17 protein-coding genes are annotated in these 19941 nt (G+C 69.1%); 7 read left to right on the top strand and 10 right to left on the bottom strand.

Going from position 1 to position 19941, the window contains the following annotated elements:
* Nucleotides 1-76: 76 nt before the first annotated feature.
* From CLV29_RS09120 to trpS, 3 genes are all read right to left on the bottom strand, one after another.
* Nucleotides 77-1345, bottom strand: coding sequence for an amidohydrolase (locus CLV29_RS09120; protein ID WP_133754588.1), 1269 nt, complete (start codon nt 1343-1345; stop codon nt 77-79).
* A gap of 110 nt (nt 1346-1455) precedes the next feature.
* Complete coding sequence (locus CLV29_RS09125; protein ID WP_133755141.1) at nt 1456-2667, bottom strand: aminoglycoside phosphotransferase family protein; 1212 nt, start codon at nt 2665-2667, stop codon at nt 1456-1458.
* A gap of 226 nt (nt 2668-2893) precedes the next feature.
* Complete coding sequence (gene trpS, locus CLV29_RS09130; RefSeq protein ID WP_133754589.1) at nt 2894-3889, bottom strand: tryptophan--tRNA ligase; 996 nt, start codon at nt 3887-3889, stop codon at nt 2894-2896.
* A gap of 108 nt (nt 3890-3997) precedes the next feature.
* Between trpS and CLV29_RS09135 the strand changes: the two genes are divergently transcribed.
* Entirely contained in the window at nt 3998-5125 is a 1128-nt protein-coding gene (locus tag CLV29_RS09135; RefSeq protein WP_133754590.1) for a GNAT family N-acetyltransferase, read from the top strand.
* 4 nt (nt 5126-5129) lie between these two features.
* Here CLV29_RS09135 and CLV29_RS09140 read toward each other — a convergent pair whose 3' ends face one another.
* Nucleotides 5130-6434: a PucR family transcriptional regulator gene (locus CLV29_RS09140; RefSeq protein ID WP_208292820.1), complete on the bottom strand. Its 1305-nt coding sequence runs from the start codon at nt 6432-6434 to the stop codon at nt 5130-5132.
* Nucleotides 6435-7039: 605 nt separating this feature from the next.
* On the opposite strand from CLV29_RS09140, the gene CLV29_RS09145 reads away from it, so the two are divergent.
* The 5 genes from CLV29_RS09145 to CLV29_RS09165 all read left to right on the top strand — a co-directional run bounded on the left by CLV29_RS09145 (nt 7040) and on the right by CLV29_RS09165 (nt 11511).
* A complete protein-coding gene (locus CLV29_RS09145) occupies nt 7040-7999 on the top strand; it encodes a helix-turn-helix transcriptional regulator (protein ID WP_166649193.1) in 960 nt (319 codons plus the stop codon).
* Nucleotides 8000-8057: 58 nt separating this feature from the next.
* Nucleotides 8058-8615: a hypothetical protein gene (locus tag CLV29_RS09150; protein WP_133754593.1), complete on the top strand. Its 558-nt coding sequence runs from the start codon at nt 8058-8060 to the stop codon at nt 8613-8615.
* A gap of 82 nt (nt 8616-8697) precedes the next feature.
* Nucleotides 8698-9348: a TM2 domain-containing protein gene (locus CLV29_RS09155; RefSeq protein WP_133754594.1), complete on the top strand. Its 651-nt coding sequence runs from the start codon at nt 8698-8700 to the stop codon at nt 9346-9348.
* Nucleotides 9349-9409: 61 nt separating this feature from the next.
* Nucleotides 9410-10282 (top strand): formyltetrahydrofolate deformylase, encoded by an 873-nt coding sequence (gene purU / locus CLV29_RS09160; protein WP_243831809.1) that lies wholly within the window; start codon nt 9410-9412, stop codon nt 10280-10282.
* Between the two features lie 236 nt (nt 10283-10518).
* Nucleotides 10519-11511: a malate dehydrogenase gene (locus tag CLV29_RS09165; protein ID WP_133754595.1), complete on the top strand. Its 993-nt coding sequence runs from the start codon at nt 10519-10521 to the stop codon at nt 11509-11511.
* Between the two features lie 15 nt (nt 11512-11526).
* Here the strand turns inward: CLV29_RS09165 and CLV29_RS09170 are convergent, their stop codons facing one another.
* The 4 genes from CLV29_RS09170 to CLV29_RS09185 all read right to left on the bottom strand — a co-directional run bounded on the left by CLV29_RS09170 (nt 11527) and on the right by CLV29_RS09185 (nt 15314).
* On the bottom strand, nt 11527-11817 hold the full coding sequence (locus tag CLV29_RS09170; protein ID WP_166649194.1) for a DUF3017 domain-containing protein: 291 nt from the start codon (nt 11815-11817) through the stop codon (nt 11527-11529).
* Between the two features lie 93 nt (nt 11818-11910).
* The gene (purH, locus tag CLV29_RS09175) at nt 11911-13503 is read right to left on the bottom strand and encodes a bifunctional phosphoribosylaminoimidazolecarboxamide formyltransferase/IMP cyclohydrolase (RefSeq protein WP_133754597.1); all 1593 of its coding nucleotides are present in this window, start codon (nt 13501-13503) and stop codon (nt 11911-11913) included.
* The gene (gene purN, locus CLV29_RS09180; RefSeq protein WP_133754598.1) at nt 13484-14077 is read right to left on the bottom strand and encodes a phosphoribosylglycinamide formyltransferase; all 594 of its coding nucleotides are present in this window, start codon (nt 14075-14077) and stop codon (nt 13484-13486) included. The genes purH and purN overlap by 20 nt, the downstream gene beginning before the upstream one ends.
* 10 nt (nt 14078-14087) lie before the next feature.
* Nucleotides 14088-15314: a cell division protein PerM gene (locus tag CLV29_RS09185; RefSeq protein WP_133754599.1), complete on the bottom strand. Its 1227-nt coding sequence runs from the start codon at nt 15312-15314 to the stop codon at nt 14088-14090.
* 99 nt (nt 15315-15413) lie between these two features.
* On the opposite strand from CLV29_RS09185, the gene CLV29_RS16175 reads away from it, so the two are divergent.
* Nucleotides 15414-17477 carry a hypothetical protein gene (locus tag CLV29_RS16175; protein ID WP_166649195.1) on the top strand — a complete coding sequence of 688 codons (2064 nt, stop codon included), beginning with the start codon at nt 15414-15416 and terminating at the stop codon, nt 17475-17477.
* A gap of 185 nt (nt 17478-17662) precedes the next feature.
* Here CLV29_RS16175 and sucD read toward each other — a convergent pair whose 3' ends face one another.
* Complete coding sequence (gene sucD, locus CLV29_RS09205) at nt 17663-18553, bottom strand: succinate--CoA ligase subunit alpha (protein ID WP_133754603.1); 891 nt, start codon at nt 18551-18553, stop codon at nt 17663-17665.
* Nucleotides 18554-18569: 16 nt separating this feature from the next.
* On the bottom strand, nt 18570-19742 hold the full coding sequence (gene sucC, locus CLV29_RS09210) for an ADP-forming succinate--CoA ligase subunit beta (protein ID WP_133754604.1): 1173 nt from the start codon (nt 19740-19742) through the stop codon (nt 18570-18572).
* Between the last annotated feature and the right edge of the window lie 199 nt (nt 19743-19941).

Raw genomic sequence — 19941 nt, forward strand, 5'->3', positions numbered from 1 at the left:
TCGAACACTACCGAGCCGAGTCCGCGTTGTGAGACTTTCCGCAGCGCCGATACTGAGCTGTTACCTGCGGGTACGCTCAGAGCGCCGCGGCGGCGGTCAGGAAGTGCACACCGACCTCGATCGCACCCTCATCGGCCATGAAATCGGGACGATGCAGATCGGGCCAGTCGTGGCCACCGACCGAGCGCACACCGAGCCGGGCCATCGCTCCCGGGGCATGCGACAGCAGCACGCCGAAGTCCTCCCCGCCGAGCGACTGCGGGGTGTCCACCATCGCCTCCCAGCCGAGCACAGCCTGCCCGGCGCGGGTCAGCCGGGTGACACCGGCGGGGTGGTTCACCGTCGGCGGGATGTCCCCGCTGAGGAAGACCTGCACCTCCAGCTCCCCCCAGGGGGCGGCGACTTCCTTGGCCAGTCCCGGGAGTGCGGTGCGAGCCGCCCGCCAGGTGGCCGGGTCCAGGCAGCGCAGCGTTCCCTTCAGGGATCCGGCCTCGGGAATGGCGTTGTTGGCATGGCCGGCCTCGATCACACCCCAGACCAGGGAGGCCGTACCGCGGGGATCCACCCGCCGGGACAACAGCAGCGGCAGCCGATTGGCCAGATCGGCCAGGCCGCCGATCAGGTCGGCCGACAGCTGGGGCCGCGAGGTGTGGCCGCCGGGACCGTGCACCTCGATGGTCACCTTGTCCGCCGCGGAGGTGATCGGGCCGGTCCGCAGGCCGATCTGGCCGACGTCGACACCGGGATCGCAGTGCAGCGCGTAGACCTCGTCCACGCCCAGCATCCGGTTGTCGCCGACCACGTCGATGGCCCCACCGGGTGAGGACTCCTCGGCCGGCTGGAAGATCAACCGGACACCGCGGGCCAGCTTTCCCTGGTCGCGGAGCTCGGTGAGCAACTGGGCCACCCCGAGCAGGATCGTGGTGTGCACGTCGTGACCACACGAATGCGCCACCCCGGTGTTGGTGGAGGCGAACGGCAGACCGGTGGTCTCGGTCAACGGGAGTGCGTCGATGTCGGCACGGAGCCCGAGCAGTCCCGCATCGGGGTCGACAAAGTCGGGGACGATGTCGCAGGTCAGGCCGGTGCCAACCCGGAGGACCGACGGCTGCAACCCGAGTCGCCGCAGCTGTTCGGCGATCACCTCGGTGGTGCGCACCTCTTCGCGGCCCAACTCCGGGTGTGCGTGCAGGTCGCGCCGGACGGCGACCAGACCGGGCTGCAACTCGGCTGCGCGGGTGGTGATCCACTCGGTGAGTTCGCGTTCGCTGGGGACCGCCGCAGCTCCCGTACCCGCCGAGCGGTCGGCCGTCACTGCGCGATCGGGTGCTGACGGGTCGGACATATCCGTTCTGTTTGCCTCTCTCATGACGAAATTCGATCCTAGCCCTTGGGCCGCGGTCATGGTTCGGCCGTTCGCCACGTGGCCGCGCCGGTCGGCACCGCGGGCGAGGTTCAGCCGGCTCGGCGGGCCAAGGTGTCGGCCGCGTCGACGATGCCGACCGTCTCGGCATGCCAGTTCGGCTCCTGCACCCGGTACGGCCCGGTGGCCAGGGAGATCGCGATGGCCGAGGCACGCAATCGCAGTTCCACCGGATCCACCCGGTCGTCGAAGACCGGCACCCAGGTGGCCAGCAGGTTCTGCACCCGTTCGGCCTGCCGGGTGTTCATCCGCTGCACCGTCGAGAGGTGGGCGACCATGCAGGCGAGGTCGTCGGCGCGGCGTCCGGGACCGATGGTGTCGATGTCCAACAATCCGACGACCCGGCCGCCGGAGACGTGGACCTGTCCTTCGTGGAAGTCGCCGTGGGTCGGCTCGGTGCCGGCCGGAACACCGGCCAACCCCTGTTTGACGATGGCCGCGATCTCGTCCAGTCGCCGGGCCTGGTCCGGCGCCGCGCGACTGACCATCTCCACGTAGTGATCGAGAGAGGCGACCCACGACGAGCGCGAGTTCAGCGCCGCCACCGCCGGCGGCATCGCGTCCAAGGTGGCGATCAGGTCCTCGGCGGTGCACGGTGCGGTCGGTTCGAAGAGGGCCGAGGCCAGGGGCACACCGGGCAGTTCACGCAGGATCAGCAGATGGTCCTCGGTGATCGTGAGCACCTCCGGGGCGGGCACACCGGCACCGGACAGCAGTTGGTGACGGCGTCGCATCGGACCGACGGCCCGGGTGCGTACCGCCTTCACATAACAGGCACCGAGGCCGCGGACGACGATCCTGGCCACCGCCCGGCGGCGTGGGCGATACCCGAGGAGTTCGATCTCCACCTCGTCGGCGGAGATGTCGCGCCCGACCAGCGGGCCGAGTACCTGGGCCATCTCGGCCGGATAGGCCAGTCGCCGCAAGCCCGGCAGATCGGGGTCCTTCGGGTGGATCCAGACCACCACCTCCCGATCGCCGTCGTGGAAGATCTCGGCCCGGGAATCGGATCTGGTGGTCTGCCCCGCCCGGGCGCTCACCCCCAACAACTCGGTCCGCCGCCCCTGCGGCCAGTCGACCACCGTGGAGAAGGTGGCGGTCGTCGAATGGTTGGGCTGGGTGTCGACGTGATCGATCCGCCACTCGACCAGCCGGCCTCCGGCATGGGAGACGGCGGCGCTCAGCAACGGGCCGACACGCTCGGAGGTCAGCAACTCCGATCCGTCGTCGGAGCTGACCGTCATTCCCGGCACCACCACGTTCGGCAGCCTAACCAACACCGGTTCGGGCACCGGAGAGGTGGTCAGGTGTGTTCACACCGAGCAGCAGCACTAGCCGAACGTCACACTCGATCCGGCGGCGGTGCCGGTCCCTCGGCGTGTCGACGGACCGGCGCGATCGAGTGTGACGTTTGTCTTCTGCGCGGCGCAGGTGAGCCAGCCGCGGATCAGCACAGGCCGAACGCGACGATCAGAGCAGGCCCAACTTGCGGTAGACGTCGACCTGGGTCACCGAGGCGACCTCCCGCGCACGCTCGGCGCCGCGGGCCAGGATCCGCTGCAGTTCTGCCGGGTCGTCGAGCAGTGCGAAGGTCCGGGCGCGGAACGGTACGACGAGTTCGTCGACCACCTGGGCCGCTGCCTTCTTCAGGTCGCCGTAACCACCGCCGGCCAGTTCCTCGGCCACTGCCGCGACGTCGGTCCCGCGCAGCGCGGCGATGATCGTCAGCAGGTTGCTCACCCCGGGCTTGTTCTCCGGGTCGTAGACGATCTCCCGACCCGAGTCGGTGACCGCGGAACGGATCTTCTTCGCCGTCACCTTCGGCTCATCGAGCAGTTCGATCAGACCGGTCGGCGAGGAGGCCGATTTCGACATCTTGATCGTCGGATCCTGCAGGTCGACGATCCGGCCGACCGACTTCACGATGTGCGGTTCGGGCACCACGAAGGTCTGCCCGTACCGGCCGTTGAAGCGCACGGCGAGGTCACGGGTCAACTCCAGGTGCTGGCGCTGGTCCTCCCCGACCGGGACCTTGTGCGCCTGGTAGAGCAGGATGTCAGCGGCCATCAGCACGGGGTAGGTGAACAGGCCGACGTTGGTCGTCTCCGACCCGCGCCGCTCCGACTTGTCCTTGAACTGGGTCATCCGGGAGGCCTGCCCGAAGCCGGTGTAGCAGCTCAGTGCCCACATCAGCTGGGTGTGCTCGGGGACCGCCGACTGCAGGAACAGCACCGAGCGTTCGGGGTCGATGCCGCCGGCGATCATCTGCGCCGCGCTGCGCACCACCCGATGGCGCAAGACCTCGGGGTCGGGCTGTTCGTTCAGCGAGTGCAGATCGGCGATGCCGAAGAAGGTCTCGTACTCCCCCTGCATACTCGCCCACTGCCGCAGCGCACCCAGGTAGTTCCCCAGGTGGAAGGAATCACCGGTCGGCTGGAACAGGGACAGGACGCGCTCACTTGCCATGGCTCCGATCCTCCCACCAGCCTGTGCGCGATTGCCAACCGATCGGTCCACCCCGGTGGAGCGGAAACCGGCTTGCGGCAGCCCACCGGTCGCCGATTGCATACGGCCATGGACAATGCGAGCCGACGGACCAGCTTCCCCGACGGTGTCCCGGAGCTGCAGGACACCCTCACCGGGGTACGGCTGCGCCCGCTCGCCGAGGAGGATCTACCGGCGGTGATCGAGCAGTCCCGGGATCCGGAGACGATCCGCTGGACCACCGTGCCCGCCCCCTACGGCATCGCCGAGGCGCGCGGCTTTCTCGAACAGGTCCAGGCCCGGGGTTGGCGAGAAGGCACGCAGGCGGGTTTCGCGATCGAGGACGAGGTCGACGGTGTCCGGCGATACTGCGGCCAGGTCGACCTCCGGTTCACCGACCCCGGACAGGCCGAGGTCGGGTTCGTCCTGCACCCGACCGCCCGCGGTCGCGGTCTGATGGCCCGTTCGGTACGTCAGGTCGCCGTCTGGGCCTTCTCCACCTGTGGGGTGCAGGTGATCCGCTGGTACGCAGCGATCGGCAACTGGGCGTCGCGGAAGGCGGCCCACGACGCCGGTTTCATCTTCGAGGGGGTGGGCCGGCTGCGGGTTCCGCTGCGCAGCGGACTGGTGGACGGCTGGATGGGCTCGCTGAGCCTGCCCGACCTCCACCGACCGGTGGTGCCCTGGCTGCAGATCCCGACCCTCGACGGTCGGACGGTACGGCTGCGCCCGCTGCGTGAGGACGATGCCGACCGGTTGGCCGAGGCCTTCGCCGATCCCGAGTCCCGGCAGTACCTGGTGAACCTTCCCGACCCGTACCGCCGCAGCGATGCGCTGAGCTTCATCGAGGACTGTCGCGACGGCGCCGCGCGTCGCCGACTGGCCGCCTTCGCCCTGGCCGATCCGGGAACCGACACATGCCTGGGCGCGCTGCACCTCAACCATCTCGACCACTACGCCCGCCGGGCCTCGGTCGGGTACGTGGTGCACCCGAGAGCTCGCGGACGCGGGGTCGGGGTGGAGGCCCTGCGGCTCGCCACCGACCACGCCCGCACAGCGGGCTGGTCGCCGTCGATGCATCTGCTCGCCGACCCGCGGAACCGGGCCTCGCAGCGGGTTGCGGAGAAGGCCGGCTGGCGACGGGTCGGTGAACTGCGGCAGACCGAGCCGGAACCGGACGGCAGCTTTTCCGACCTGGTGATGTGGGCCCATCCGTGACCGGTCAGCCCGCCACCAGCAGCGCGTACCACAGCTCGGCCCGGACGGCGAAGGAGGACAGGTCGCGTCCCAGCAGTTGCTCGGCCTGACGGATCCGGGATCGGACGGTGTGTCGATGCGTCCCCAACGCCCGGGCGGTGTCCTCGATCCGTGCGTCATGCAGCAGCCAGGTCCGGACGGTGGCGCACAGGTCGGTACCGCGAGCGGTGTCGTGGTCGGCGAGCGGACGCAACAGTGCCCGGGCACGGGCGACGGTTCGGGCATCGGCGTCGGCCAACAGGCCCACCGCCATCGGGCTGAATCGGTTGACTCCGCTGCCGCGCCGCCGGGCGAGTTGTGCCTCCTCGACGGCCCGGTCGAATTCGCCGAGGGTGGTCGGGGTGGACACTCCGATGGCCACCCCGAACCGCTCGGCGATCCCATTCAGCAGTTCGTCGCGTTCACCGGGGATGATCAACAACAGCCCGTCCGGACCGGCACCGAAGAACAGGTCGCCGTCGTGCAGCCGCAGGTGAGCGGACAGGCCATCGGCCTGTTCGGTGGCGGCAACCCGCACCCGGCCGGTCGGCAGATCGCCCCAGACCGCCTTGGCGATCTCCCGTGCCACCGTCTCGTCACCGGCGAGCAGCGCGCCGATCACACCGGCCCGCAGCGAGGCATGGGTACGCGCCAGGGTTTCGTTCTGGCGCAAGGCGAAACCGGCCATCGCGGCCACCGAGGTGACCACGCCACGGGCCTCGCTGTCGAGACGTTCGGCGGCGATCGCGAGCGCCCCGTGGTGGATCCCTCCGGCACCCAGGGTCTGCAGCAGGACGGTCCGCTCGCCCACCCGAGCGGCACCGCCGGCGCTGGTCCGGCGGGCGAGCAGTCGCCGCACCTGTGTACCCATCTCCTCGGCCACATCCGCCGCGAGCGGTCCGGAACTGCGCACGAGTCCGGCAGCGCCGTCGTAGAGCCCGACCCAGGTCTGCAACTGACGCCCGAGCTCGTCGATCGTCGGGCCCAGGCCGTCCTCGCGCAGGGCGGCCAGGGCGATCGCCCGTTGGGCCGCGATGGCCCAGCTGCTGCGGGCATAGGCAGCGGCGGCGATCCGCGGTGCCTCCAGCAGTTCGATCTGCGGGTCGAGCAGACTTCGGGCCCGGGCGAGCTCGGTCGGGTCGACCACCATCACCACCGGTTCGTAGGCGGCGACGGCGTTCGCCACCTCCGACCATGCGTGGTAACCGGAGTCAGGATCGGCACCGAGGGTGATGCCTTCGCGGGGAAAGGCCATCCAGGTCCGCCGGTGCGGTGCGGTTTCGGCAGGCATCCGCCAGTTCATTGCTCCCCCTGTCGACGAATCTCGAAGCACGGTGACGGAACCGATGAGTCGGCGACGGGCCGAGCGTTCCGATCACCGGTGGATCGGTATCTCGCTGACGGTATCCCGCGCTCACACGTACCGGCGCCGTTGGCAGCAAAGTCCCGGGAAGAAAAATGAGCACCGCGCATCGCGCGGTGCTCATTCTGGGGGGGAGTCTTCGATGGGTCGCGTCCGGTCGGCTACCAGCCGAATCCGTTCGCGACGCGGACCGATTGCACGGAGGTGTCACCGGTGGTGCTGGGCGCGACTGCCGCAGCGTTTCCGGCAACTCCCACAAGCAATGCGGTCGCCAAGGCAACCTTCACAAATACCGTTTTGATCGTCACCGCGCACGACTCCTCAGCCAGATTTTTCTACGAAGGCGGGGGGCACGCGGCCCGGGGTCCGAGACTTGGCGGGGGGACACATGTCTGCCGAATCTCCGAGGAGTTCGACCATCGAACCCCGGGTGCCGCGTAGCAAGATCATTGCAACCGAACCATCCTCATGTCTCGCCAGATCACTGGCAGGATGATGCATGGCATCTTGTTGCCCATTACGGAGGAGAGTCAGTGATCGAGTTGGGGGACGCCGAACGCTTGGTGTACCGGGAGCTGCTGAAGACGCCCGGGGCCGCGTTCCCACAGCTTGTGCAGCGATTGCAGATCGACCACGACCAAGCCCGCTCGGCGCTCGACAATCTCCTGTCGGTGAAGCTGGCCACCGCCGATGAGCAGGGCGGGCTTCATGCGGTGCCGCCGCAGCTCGGTTACGCGGGCCTGATCGGCGAGGTCGAACGTGACGCCCAGGACCGACTCCGCGCGGCGGATCTGGCTCGGGGACAGATCACCGAGATGGCCTTCGAGTACGCCGAGTTCCGCAGTCACGAGGCGATCATCGAGCTGACATCCCTCGACGCGGTCCGGATGCGGCTGGTCGATCTGAGCCAGCAGGCGAAGGTCAGTTGTGACGCGCTGGCACCCCAACGCAATGTGTCCACCGACACCATCGAGGCAAGCCGTCCGTTGAACAACCAGGCCCTGGAGCGTGGTGTGGTCATGCGCTGCATCTACCCGGACAGTCTGCGAAATGAGCCCGGCACACTCGAGTACGCACGCTGGCTGGCCGATCACGGCAGCGGCCTGCGGACCACCCCGGTGGTGCCGCTGCAGATGGTGCTGATCGACTCCGAGGTCGCCTTGATCCCGATCGATCCCGATGAACCACAACTCGGCGCACTGGAGGTGCACAGCCCGGGGGTGGTCACTGCCTTGACGGCACTGTTCGACATCACCTGGGAGCGTTCGACCGAACTCGATGCCGCCCCGGTCCCGAACAGCCGCGGACTGACACCCCAGGAGGCGGAGGTGTTGCGCCTGCTCGGCAGCGGCCACACCGACGAGTCCGCAGCCCGGCGGCTGCAGATCTCGGTACGCACCCTTCGCCGGTTGATCGCCGATCTGACCGATCGCCTGGAGGCCCACAGCCGCTTCGAGGCCGGGGTGAAGGCAGCGAACCGCGGCTGGATCTGAGCGGCGACGCGCATCGCGCCTGAGCTGGCACGGATGCCGATCGTGGCATCATCGGCGGGTGCGCAACCGCCTTCTCGCCGGAGTCGCCGTCGGCACCGTCCTGCTCGCCGGCGGCTGCGGCGGCACCACGGTCACCGCGCCGGAACCGACCACCCCACCGATCGCCTCGGGCAGCCCGCCACCGCTTCCCGACGAGAGTGCCACGCCGAGCTTCGAGCCCGACGACGTCGAGCCGCGCTCCGGGCCGGAGACCGAGTTCGTCTCCCAGACCGGCCGGGGAACCCTGCAGGTGGTGGAGTTCGCCTGGCACGAGCAGGGCGCCGATGCCGAGGCCGTACCGCCGGAGAAGTCCTACCTGGTGCTGAAGTTGAAGATCACCTGCGCCGACGGCGAGTGCTACCACAATCCCGCCGCCTTCCGGGTGGACAGCGGCGACGGCGAGGTCACCTTCACCGGTGGACGCGACGGGTACGGCCCGTTGCTGGGCAGCGGGACACTCGACACCGACGACGAGGTGGAGGGCATCGTCAGCTTCGACCTCACCCAGTCCGAGGCCACCCTGCAGTTCCTGGACGAGTTCGACGATGTCGCCGGTGAGGTCGAGATCCCCGAATGAGCCCGGGGATTGCTGCCGCTGCCCTCCTCGATGTCGGACCGAGCGCCTAGAATCGACGGAGGTTCGACGGACAAGGAGCCCCATGTCGCAGCAGTGGCCCGGTTATCACACCAATCCCTCCCCGTCGGATCCGTATTCCCCAGCAGACCCCTACGCCACCGAGCAGGGGTACGTCCCGACGGGGTACGAGCCCAACCCGGCAGCCGGTGAGCCACCTCGACAAGGCATTGGCACCCCAGGCGCCGATGCCCCGCCCTGGGCCGCCGAAGCGACCGCCCCGTACCGGACCCCGGACCCGACGGCGGACTGGGGACAGCCGCAGTCCGGTTTCGACCCCGCCACCGCCGGTCGCCCCTACGATCACGGGTACGGCAACCAGACCACCAGCAGCGACCACGGGTACGGCGCCCCCTACGGTTACGGCCCCGGTCACGACCACCCGGGTTCGGCGATCGCGCCGTACCCGGCTGCGTCCCCCTACGCCCAGTTCGGCGACCGCCCGAACTCGTCACGGTCGAAGGTGGCGGCTGCCCTGCTGGCCTTCTTCCTCGGCACGTTCGGTGTGCACAACTTCTACCTCGGTCACACCGGTCGCGGGATCGCCCAGTTGCTGATCACCGTCCTGTCGCTGGGGTTCCTCGCGCCGTTCACCGCGATCTGGGCGCTGATCGAGTTCGTGCTGATCCTCACCGGCTCCTTGACCGACGCCGACGGCCGACCATTGTCCAACTGACCAACTGTCCAACTGACCTCACCATTCGGCCCGCCGCAGGCCGGACGGGTACCCTGCCGGGGTGTCGCAGTCCCCGCAGAACCTGCCCGAAACCCCAGAGTCGCACCTGGTGCTCACGCTGACCTGCCCCGATCGCCCCGGCATCGTCCACGCCGTCACCGGTGCGGTCGTCGAGGCCGGTGGCAACATCACCGAGTTGCAGCAGTTCTCAGCCGACTCCGGACAGTTCTTCCTCCGGCTGCAGGCGAAGGTCAACGACCCCGCAGTCCTGCGTACCCGACTGGCCGAGATCTCCCCCCGCTTCGACGCCGGCTGGAACCTGGACCGGGTCGACCGGAAGGTACGGACGCTGATCCTGGCCTCGAAGGCCGGCCACTGCCTGAACCAGCTCCTCTTCGCCCAGCGTGACGGCACCTTGCCGATCGAGGTGCCGCAGGTGCTGGCCAACCACCCGAACCTGGCCGAGCTGGCCGACTTCCACCAGGTCCCGTTCGAGCACCTGCCGGTGACCCCGCAGACCAAGTCCGCCTTCGAGGACCGGGTACGGCAGATCGTCGCCGAGCACGACATCGAACTGGTGGTGCTGGCCCGGTACATGCAGATCCTCTCCCCCGAGCTGTGCGCCGATCTGGCCGGCAAGGCGATCAACATCCACCACTCGTTCCTTCCCGGTTTCAAGGGCGCCAACCCGTACCGGCAGGCACACGAACGCGGAGTGAAGCTGATCGGTGCCACCGCACACTTCGTCACCAGCGAGCTCGACGAGGGACCGATCATCGAACAGGACGTGATCCGCGTCGACCATTCCCGCACCCCGAGTGAGCTGGTCCGGATCGGCCAGGACGCGGAGTCGCGGACCCTCACCGAGGCGGTACGGCTGTTCGCCCAGCACCGGGTGCTGCTCGACGGTCGCCGGACGGTCGTCTTCTCCTGACTCGCTTCACCTGGGAGCACACGCTCCTTCAGCAGCCGGTCCCGCCTGACCCGTTCCCATCGGTGCCCGCCGGGGCTCTCCCCTGCCGTGCGGCCAGCCGCCGACCGCCACCTCGCAAGTGTTCCGGTCGGCCCGGGTCGGCCGATCGCCCGGACCGATCCCACCCGGCGCCACCGGCCGCCGCAGTGCTAGCGTCGGTTCACCGATCCGCCACCGCTGCCATCAGGAGAAGTCTCGTGAGCAAGTCACCAGTAACCGTCGCCGTCACCGGAGCCGCCGGCGCGATCTGCTACAACCTGCTGTTCCGGATCGCCGCCGGGGACATGCTCGGCACCGACCAGCCGATCAAATTGCGACTGCTCGAGATCACCCCCGCGCTGAAGGCGCTCGAGGGGGTCGTGATGGAACTCGACGACTGCGCCTTCGAGCTTCTCGACTCCGTCGAGATCGGTGACGACCCGAACACCATCTTCGACGGTGTGAACCTGGCCATGCTGGTCGGCGCCCGCCCCCGGACCAAGGGCATGGAACGCGGTGACCTGCTGGAGGCCAATGGCGCCATCTTCACCGCCCAGGGCAAGGCGCTGAACGCTCACGCAGCCGACGACGTGAAGGTGCTGGTGACCGGCAACCCGGCCAACACCAATGCCCTGATCGCGCAGAGCAATGCACCCGACATCCCGGCCGAGCGGTTCAACGCCCTCACCCGGTTGGACCACAACCGGGCCATCGCCCAGGTCGCACAGAAGGCCGGTGTGCCGGTCTCCGCGGTCACCAACATGACCATCTGGGGCAACCACTCCGCCACCCAGTACCCCGATGTCTTCAACGCCCGGATCAACGGCGAGAACGCCTTCGAGGTGCTGGGATCGGACTTCGACTGGGTGGAGAACACCTTCCTGCCGACCGTGCAGAAGCGCGGTGCGGCGATCATCGACGCCCGCGGCGCGTCCTCGGCGGCCTCGGCGGCCAATGCCACCTTGGAGCACGTACAGAACTGGGTGCTGGGTACGCCGGAGAGCGACTGGACCTCCATGGCGATCCCGACCTCGGGCGCCTACGGCATCGACTCCGGCATCATCTCCTCCTACCCGGTGACGGTGACCGATGGCACCACCTCGGTGGTGGAGGGGCTGGAGATCAACGACTTCTCCCGGGCGAAGATCGACGCCAGCGTCGCCGAGCTCCGCGAGGAGGCCGCCGCGGTGAAGGAACTCGGGCTGATCTGAGCCGCCGGGGCCCGGTCAGAAACCCGGGCCCGGCGGTGGGATCACCACGGCCAGGACAACGATCCCGGTACCGCTGAGCAGCAACACCGCGGTGTCCATCGCCCGTGAGCGCACCTGCAACGGTCCGGCCAGCCGAACCGGCAGCAGCAGACGACACAAGGCGGCGAGCAGGACCGCCCCGCCGCAGATCATCAGGCCGAGTCTCCACGCCCCGACCGCGGTGACCAGCAGACCGGCCAGCAGCACTGCGCACGCCGTGAGCACCGCCACCAGGTCACCTCGAGCGCCCTGGGTGTCGTCGGTCACCGGGCCCCTGTCAGCCCCCCTGTCAGCCATTGTCCCGCCCTCTCCGCGGCCGGGCTCCCGGCCCGACCGCTCGGCGCCTGCGCAGCCAGGCCATCAGTGGAAGAAGTGCCGGGTCTGGGTCAGGTACATCGTCACCCCGGCCGCCTGGGCGGCCTCGATGGTCTCGGCGTCGCGGATCGAACCACCGGGCTGCACGATAGCCCGTACCCCGGCATCGATCAGGATCTGCGGACCGTCGGCGAACGGGAAGAACGCATCGGAGGCGGCCACCGAGCCGTAGACCCGGTCACCGGCGCGGCGTACCGCCAGGCGACAGGAGTCGACCCGGTTCACCTGGCCCATGCCGACACCGACCGCGGCGGTGTCCTTGGCCAGCAGGATCGCATTGGACTTGACCGCCCGTACCGCCCGCCAGGCGAAGGCCAGATCGGCCAGGGTGGCCTCGTCGGCTGCCCGGCCCGACACCAGCTGCCAGTTGGCGGGATCGTCCCCCTCGGCCTGGTACCGATCCACCTGCTGCACCAGCAGCCCGCCGGAGATGGAACGCTGCTCGGTCGGACTCGGTTCGGTGATCGGGCACCGCAGGATCCGCAGGTTCTTCTTCGCCTGCAGCCTCTCCAGCGCCTCGGGGCTGTAGTCAGGTGCGACGATCACCTCGGTGAACACCTCGGCCACCTGGGCGGCCATCTCCGCGTCCACCTCCCGGTTGGTGGCGATCACCCCGCCGTAGGCCGAGACGGGGTCGGTCGCATGGGCGGCCCGATGGGCGGCGGCGATGTCTGCGGCAACTGCGATGCCGCACGGGTTGGAATGCTTGATGATCGCCACCGCGGGCTCGGTGAAGTCGAGTGCGGCCCGGCGGGCGGAATCGGCATCGACCCAGTTGTTGTAGGACATCGGTTTGCCGTGCAGCTGTTCGGCGCCGGCCAGCCCCGGCTCCTGACCGCGGTAGAGCGCGGCGGCCTGGTGGGAGTTCTCCCCGTACCGCAGCACCTCGGCCCGCCGCCAGGTGGCCCCACGCCATTCGGGAAAGCCGGTGCCCTCGGAAGTGTCGGTGAGCACCGATCCCATCCAACCGGCGACGGCGACGTCGTAGGTGGCCGTGTGCTGGTAGGCGCGGGCGGCCAGCAGGGTCCGCTCGGCCAGGGTGAAGCCGCCGTTGTCGAGTGCGGCGAACAACTGCGGGTACTGGTCGGGAGAGGTGATGATGGCGATCGAGGCGTGGTTCTTGGCCGAGGCCCGGACCATCGCCGGCCCGCCGATGTCGATCTGCTCGATCACCTGCGCCGGGGCGGCACCGGAGGCGACCGTCTCGGCGAACGGGTACAGGTTGCTGACCACCAGGTCGAACGGCGCGATCCCCAGTTCCTCGAGCTGAGCCAGATGCTCGGGCCGTCGCTGATCGGCCAGGATCCCGCCGTGGATCGCCGGGTGCAGCGTCTTCACCCGTCCGTCGAGCATCTCCGGGGAGCCGGTCACCTGTTCCACCTCGGTCACCTGCAGGCCGGCGGCGGCCAACTGCCTGGCCGTCGACCCGGTGGAGACGACCTCCACCGAAGCGGCCTTCAGCGCCGCGGCGAGCTCGGACAGGTGCGCCTTGTCGTAGACCGAGACCAGCGCCCGGCGGATCGGCCTGCGACCGTCGGCACCGGTGCCTTCGACGGGATCAGACGGGGCGTTGCTCATGGTTCTCCTCCTCGGCGAGCCGGCCGACGGTGTCGATCAGGATCTGCCGTTCGATGGTCTTGATGCGTTCGTGCAACGAGTCGGCGGTGTCATCGGTCTGCACCGGTACGGCGGCCTGGTCGATGATCCGGCCGGTGTCGACACCCTCGTCGACCCAGAAGATGGTCGCCCCGCTCACCCGTACCCCATGGGCGAGGGCATCGCGTACCGCATGCGCACCCGGGAAGGAGGGCAGCAGGGACGGGTGGGTGTTGATCATCGCGCCGCCGAAGCGCTGCAGGAACGCGGGCCCGACGATCCGCATGAACCCGGCGCTGACCACCAGATCGGGTGCGAACTCCTCCACCGCGCGGCACAGGGCCCGATTCCATTCGTCACGATCGGCACCCTTGGCCAGCGGTACGACCGCCGTCGGGATCCCGGCCGTCGCTGCACGCTGCAGGGCCTGCGCCTCGCCACGGTCGGTGACCAGCCCGGCGATCTGCACCTCGAGAGTGCCGTCGGCGACGGCATCGATCAGGGACTGGAACAGGGAGCCGGTACCGGAGGCCAGTACGACGATTCGGTACGCCACGCGCAGCAGCCTAACCGGTCGCCTGCTGTTCTCGCCTCGCCCGCAGACCCACGATCATCATGGCGAAGAAGGCTGCGGTGAGCGCCATCGCCCCGGGTACGTAGGCGAGCAGCTGCGGCAACCGGGGTCCGAGGTCGACCAACCGCTCGGTTCCCAGGTCGCCGCCGGCAGACCACCCCAGCAGCACCCAGCAGGCACCGGCCAGCAGCCCGGCGGTGCCGGCGACCGCGATCGCCTCGGTCAGCGATGCCTGGGGACGCCTGCCGGTGACCATCACGGCAGCGCCGAGCCCGGCCAGTGCGGCCACCACGAACCACGCCGCGGCAGCGATCGGCGGCATTCCCTCGGTCGGCAAGGCCCCGAACAGCGGGATCCCCGGCAGCAGGCCGAGCTCCACCCCACCCGGTGCCACCACCGAGGCGTCGCCGAGGCCGAAGCCCGCGCCCAGGGCGTAACTGGTCGCCCAGATCACCGCGTTCACCAGATAGGCCAATTGGGCCACCGCCAGGCCTGCCGAGGCCAGTCCCCCGACCTGCAGCCCGGTGACCAGGGCTGCCACCTGCTCCCGGTGGGTGAACAGGCTCCAGCTGAACAATGCCGCCCCGACGATGCCCGGGATCACCACCGCGGTGGCGGTCGCCAGCGGCAACGCGGCCACCGGCGCCGGGAGCAGCGCCGGCGCTGCGGGCAGCGCGCGCACCGCCCCGAGACCGCTGCCGATCAGCGCCACCACGGCGGCGCCGATCAGGGCCGCACCCAGCGGTCGTCCGACCAGCGCGGCGATACCGGTGATCACCACGACATAGGTGCCGGTGATCGTGGCGGTCACGACCAGGGCGCTCCTGAGCGGCCCCTCGGCCTGCGGATGCGGTGTGGGCGGATGTTCCTCCCGACGACCGCGTACCGCGATCGAACTGAGCCACCCCAACAGGGCGATGATCGCCGCCGTGAAGGTCAACGGGATGATCGTCCAGCCGGGTTCGGACACCCCGTGGGCGAGCAGCCAGACGGTGGTGCCGTAGCCGATCGCGTCGGCGAAATCCTCGGTCGGCCCGGCCAGCCACCCCAGGACCACCGCAGCGGTGGCCAAGGTCCAGCCGGCGACCGCGGTGAGCCCCGCAGCACCCAGCGCCAGCATCCACCAAGGGAGTTTCGGCGCTTCACCGTGGGAGCGTTCTTCTGCTCGCACTCGGAACCGCAGCGGGGTCGCATGCGTTCGGGTGGTGGAGCTGCTCATACGGCCCCATGTTTCCGCACCAGCGGCGAGGAAATCGCGATGACGCGCTGGCCGAGCTAAAGTTGTTCGGTCTCTGTCAACCAGAAAGGACGTCGCCCCGTGACTGAAGGGCAGGAGAACCGCCCCCGTCGGGCAGCCTCCGACGATGACCGATCAACCCCGTCGACGGACGCCGCGAGCCCCACAGGTGGGCGCCGCGCTGTCGACGCAGATGCGTCATCGGCAGCCCCGACGACTTCTGGTGGCTCCCCGTCCTCGCCCGATGGCGATGTCGATGCCGCGGCGAAGGCCCGCCGGGGCCTGCTGCCGGAACCGGTGCTGCAGGCCGATCAGCGTCCTGCCCGGCAGGTCCGCGTGCAGCGGTCCAGTTCGTCGCCGACGACCGACGAGGCGCGCAACGCCGAGACGGTGATGCTGCCGAAGGTCACCGACGACTCACCGGCCCCCGATTCCACCAGGCCCGCTGCCGGTACGGCGGCCGCGGCGGTCGCCGGGTCCGCAGCCGCGGCCGGTGCCGGTGCCGGCAAGGAACAGGCGGCCGCGGCGACCTCGCACGACCCCGACGCGACCAATGTCATCCCGGTGGTGAAGGAACCGCTGGCCAAGCCGGAGCCGGCGGCGAGCAGTGGCGCTGCGGCCACGACCGGCGACGCCGAAGCAGCCACCGCGCCCGGTGTTGCGGCGGCCGCCCAGCCCAACCCCTGGGCGCGTCCCGGTTCGGCCTCGGCCTCGGCCGCCTCACCGGGTACCGCCCAGCAGCCCAAGGTGGCCGCGGCGCAGGCGGCGAAGGATCCGGCTGCCGACGCCAACGAGCCACAACCGCCGAAGGTCCGTCGCTCCCGCAGCGCCGGCTGGGCGCCGGCCGACGGTGCGGATCGGACCCGCCGGCGCCGGGTGATCGCGCTGAGCGTCGCCACGGCAGCAGTGCTGCTCTCGGTGATCTCGCTGGTCACCTTCGCCGCGCTCGGTCCGCAGCGCGGCGTGGTCGCCGGTGAACCGGCGCAGACCGTGGAACCGACACCGCCGGCTGTGGTGAACGCCGATTCGTTGATGACCGCCGAGGAGGCGACGAAGATCGACGACTCCCGTGACTGGACCGTCCGCGACACCCAGCCGGGCCGTGGTTCCTACGAGCCGGTCTGCATCGGTTCGGACCCCAACCTGCCGGCACCGGAGCTGAGCCACTGGCGCAGCCTGGAGGCCACCGGTGACGACAGCACCGCAGCCCTGCACATCGCCGATGCCTACTCCACGGCCGAACAGGCCGAGGAGGTCTACGACAACTACCTCGCCGCGCTCGGTGACTGCAGCCGCGGGGGTACGTTCTGGCTCCGCAACGGGATCGAGATCTCCGGTCTCGGCGATGAGGCAGCCGGCGCCGTCGCCACCTACCAGTCCACCGAGGACGACGAGCAGCACAGCGTCGTCGTCTCGCGTACCGGCCGGATCGTCGAGGTCGTGGACGCCACCCGGACGAAGGACACCTTGGACTCGCAGAACATCGTCGACGCCTTGGCGCCGGCGGTGAACCGCCAGTGCAACATCGCCGGCGGGCTGTGCGCCTCGGGCAAGCTGGAGGCCTCCGACACCGCACCGGCGCAGCCGGCGGATCCGCAGGGCTTCCTGGTCGGTGCCGACATCCCCCGGATCAGCAAGGGTGTCGGCCAGTGGGGTGAGGGTGCGATCAGCGACTCGGTCGATCTGCGTACCAGCCAGTGCGTCGGTCAGGACCTTGCCGATGCCGGAGGCTCGGACGCCGAGGGTCAACAGATGACCATGTTGCTCACCGACGACACCGCCCTACCGGACAACTTCGGTCTGGACGAGGTCGTGATCAGCCTGAAGGACGCCAATGCGGCCAACGAGCTGCGGGACAACATCGTCGAGAGCCTGGAAGGGTGCGCCGATGCACGACTGACCGCCAAGGCCGACAAGGTCGGTGACGACCTGAAGTTCGACGTCGGTGACGACGAGGCCGTCGGTGCGGCCTACACCGCCGAGGACAAGGTCGACGAGTCGCAGGCGACCAACTTCCGGCTCGGTCTGGTGACGGTGGACAACAAGATCGTCTTCGTGCAGGCGACCAACGTGACCGATGACTTCAACTTCACCGACGACCAGTGGCGGGCCGTGGTGACCCGCGCCGCCGAGCGCAGCGTCTGAGCCACGACCGAACACGGCCCCGGAGCAGCCTTGCTCCGGGGCCGTTCGTCGTCCCGGGCGGAACTGCCAGCCGGAACACCCGAGCCATGACCTGCACGCCGGGCATTCGAGCCGGGACATGCAGGCCGGGACATGCAAATGGGGCCCGGCCCCAACGGACCGGACCCCATGCGGGAACGCTGCGCTCAGGCAGACAACCCCTGCATGATCTCGCGCATGCGCTCGGCGGTCTCGCTGGGGGTCTTGCCGACCTTCACCCCGGCTGCCTCGAGTGCTTCCTTCTTCGCTGCCGCAGTACCGGCCGAACCGGAGACGATCGCACCGGCGTGACCCATGGTCTTGCCCTCCGGTGCGGTGAATCCGGCGACGTAGCCGACAACCGGCTTGGTGACATTGGCCTTGATGTAGTCGGCAGCCCGCTCCTCGGCGTCGCCACCGATCTCACCGATCATCACGATGGCATCGGTCTCCGGGTCGTTCTGGAAGGCCTCCAGGGCGTCGATGTGGGTGGTGCCGATGATCGGGTCACCACCGATACCGATCGCGGTGGAGAAGCCGAACTCCCGCAGCTCGTACATCATCTGGTACGTCAGGGTGCCCGACTTGCTGACCAGACCGATCCGGCCGGGGCCGGCGATGTTGGCCGGGATGATGCCGGCATTGGACTTCCCGGGGCTGATCAGACCCGGGCAGTTCGGTCCGACGATCCGGGTCTGCTTGCCCAGTGAGTAGTTGAAGAACTCCGCGGAGTCCTTCACCGGGATGCCCTCGGTGATCACCACGGCCAACGGGATGTCGGCGTCGATCGCCTCCACCACGGCGGCCTTGGCGAAAGCCGGCGGGACGAAGAGCACCGAGACATTGGCCCCGGTCTCCTTCATCGCCTCGGCGACCGTACCGAAGACCGGCACCGAGACACCGTCGGGGAAGTCGACAGTGGTGCCGGCCTTGCGGGGGTTCACCCCGCCGACGACCTTGGTCCCGGAGGCGAGCATCCGGGTGGTGTGCTTCATGCCCTCGGAGCCGGTCATGCCCTGGACGATGACCAAGCTGTTGTCATCCAGAAAAATAGCCATTCTGTTGCGTCCGTCCTTACTTCGCTGCCAGCTCGGCGGCCTTCTTGGCCGCGCCGTCCATGGTCTCCTCGATGCTCACGAGGGGATGGTTGAAGTCGGCCAGGATCTGCCGGCCCTCCTCCACGTTGTTGCCGTCCAGTCGGACGACCAGCGGCTTGGTGGCGTCGTCACCGAGCGTCTTCAACGCACCGACGATGCCGTTGGCCACCGCGTCACAAGCGGTGATGCCACCGAAGACGTTGACGAAGACCGACTTCACCTGCTCGTCACCGAGGATCACGTCCAGGCCGTTCGCCATCACCTCGGCCGAGGCACCGCCGCCGATGTCGAGGAAGTTGGCCGGCTTGGCCACGCCACCGGTGTAGTCCTCACCGGCATAGGCGACGACGTCCAGGGTGGACATGACCAGTCCCGCACCGTTGCCGATGATGCCGACGTTGCCGTCGAGCTTCACGTAGTTCAGGTGCAGCGCCTTCGCCTTGGCCTCCAGCGGATCGGCGGCCGCCGCGTCCTCGAACTCGGCATGCGATTCCTGACGGAAGTCGGCGTTCTCGTCCAGGGTCACCTTGCCGTCCAGGGCGACGATGTCACCGGCACCGGTCTTCACCAGCGGGTTCACCTCGACCAGGGTGGCGTCCTCTTCGTTGTAGACCGTCCACAGGGTCTTCAGCACCTCGGCGATCTTGGCCGCGTCCTCACCCTCGAATCCTGCGGCGGTGACGATCTCGGTCGCCTTGGCATCGTCGATGCCGACGTTCGGATCGACAGGTACGCGGGCCAGCGCCTCGGGGCGCTCCACGGCGAGCTGCTCGATCTCCATGCCGCCCTCCTTGGAGCACATGGCGAGGTAGGACCGGTTCGCCCGATCCAGCAGAATCGAGAAGTAGTACTCCTCGGCGATGTCTGCGCCCTCGGCGATCATCACGGTCCGTACCTCGTGACCCTTGATGTCCATGCCGAGGATCTCTGCCGCCTTCTGCTCGGCCTCCTCCGGGCTCTTGGCGACCTTCACGCCGCCGGCCTTGCCGCGGCCACCGGTCTTGACCTGTGCCTTGACGACCACCACCGGGCTGCCGATCTGCTCCGCGGCCTGCTTCGCCTCGGCCGGTGTGGTCGCGGTCAGCCCCTTGAGCACCGGCACGCCGTGCTTCTCGAACACGTCACGCGCCTGGTATTCGTAGAGATCCACTAGCGCTCCAATCCTGTTGTGTGAATGGGCGGCGGACGAGCCGCCGCCAGAGGCGACTGTATCCCGTCAGCGCTGTGGATCGCGCGCCGGGTCGGGCCGGTCGCGTGGTGCTCTCTCAGGCGACACCCGCCGTTCACTCAGACAACCGCCCGGCCAGTCTGAGAGAGCCCCTCAGACAGAACCCCGGGTGCGCGCCTGC

Origin of the sequence: Naumannella halotolerans (assembly GCF_004364645.1) — a bacterium.
Classification (GTDB): domain Bacteria; phylum Actinomycetota; class Actinomycetes; order Propionibacteriales; family Propionibacteriaceae; genus Naumannella; species Naumannella halotolerans.

Coding starts and splice junctions, on each gene's coding strand:
- CLV29_RS09120 (WP_133754588.1), bottom strand. CDS start 1,345: ATGTCCGACCCGTCAGCACCCGATCGCGCAGTGACGGCCGACCGCTCG.
- CLV29_RS09125 (WP_133755141.1), bottom strand. CDS start 2,667: ATGACGGTCAGCTCCGACGACGGATCGGAGTTGCTGACCTCCGAGCGT.
- trpS (WP_133754589.1), bottom strand. CDS start 3,889: ATGGCAAGTGAGCGCGTCCTGTCCCTGTTCCAGCCGACCGGTGATTCC.
- CLV29_RS09135 (WP_133754590.1), top strand. CDS start 3,998: ATGGACAATGCGAGCCGACGGACCAGCTTCCCCGACGGTGTCCCGGAG.
- CLV29_RS09140 (WP_208292820.1), bottom strand. CDS start 6,434: ATGCCTGCCGAAACCGCACCGCACCGGCGGACCTGGATGGCCTTTCCC.
- CLV29_RS09155 (WP_133754594.1), top strand. CDS start 8,698: ATGTCGCAGCAGTGGCCCGGTTATCACACCAATCCCTCCCCGTCGGAT.
- purH (WP_133754597.1), bottom strand. CDS start 13,503: ATGAGCAACGCCCCGTCTGATCCCGTCGAAGGCACCGGTGCCGACGGT.
- CLV29_RS09185 (WP_133754599.1), bottom strand. CDS start 15,314: ATGAGCAGCTCCACCACCCGAACGCATGCGACCCCGCTGCGGTTCCGA.
- sucD (WP_133754603.1), bottom strand. CDS start 18,553: ATGGCTATTTTTCTGGATGACAACAGCTTGGTCATCGTCCAGGGCATG.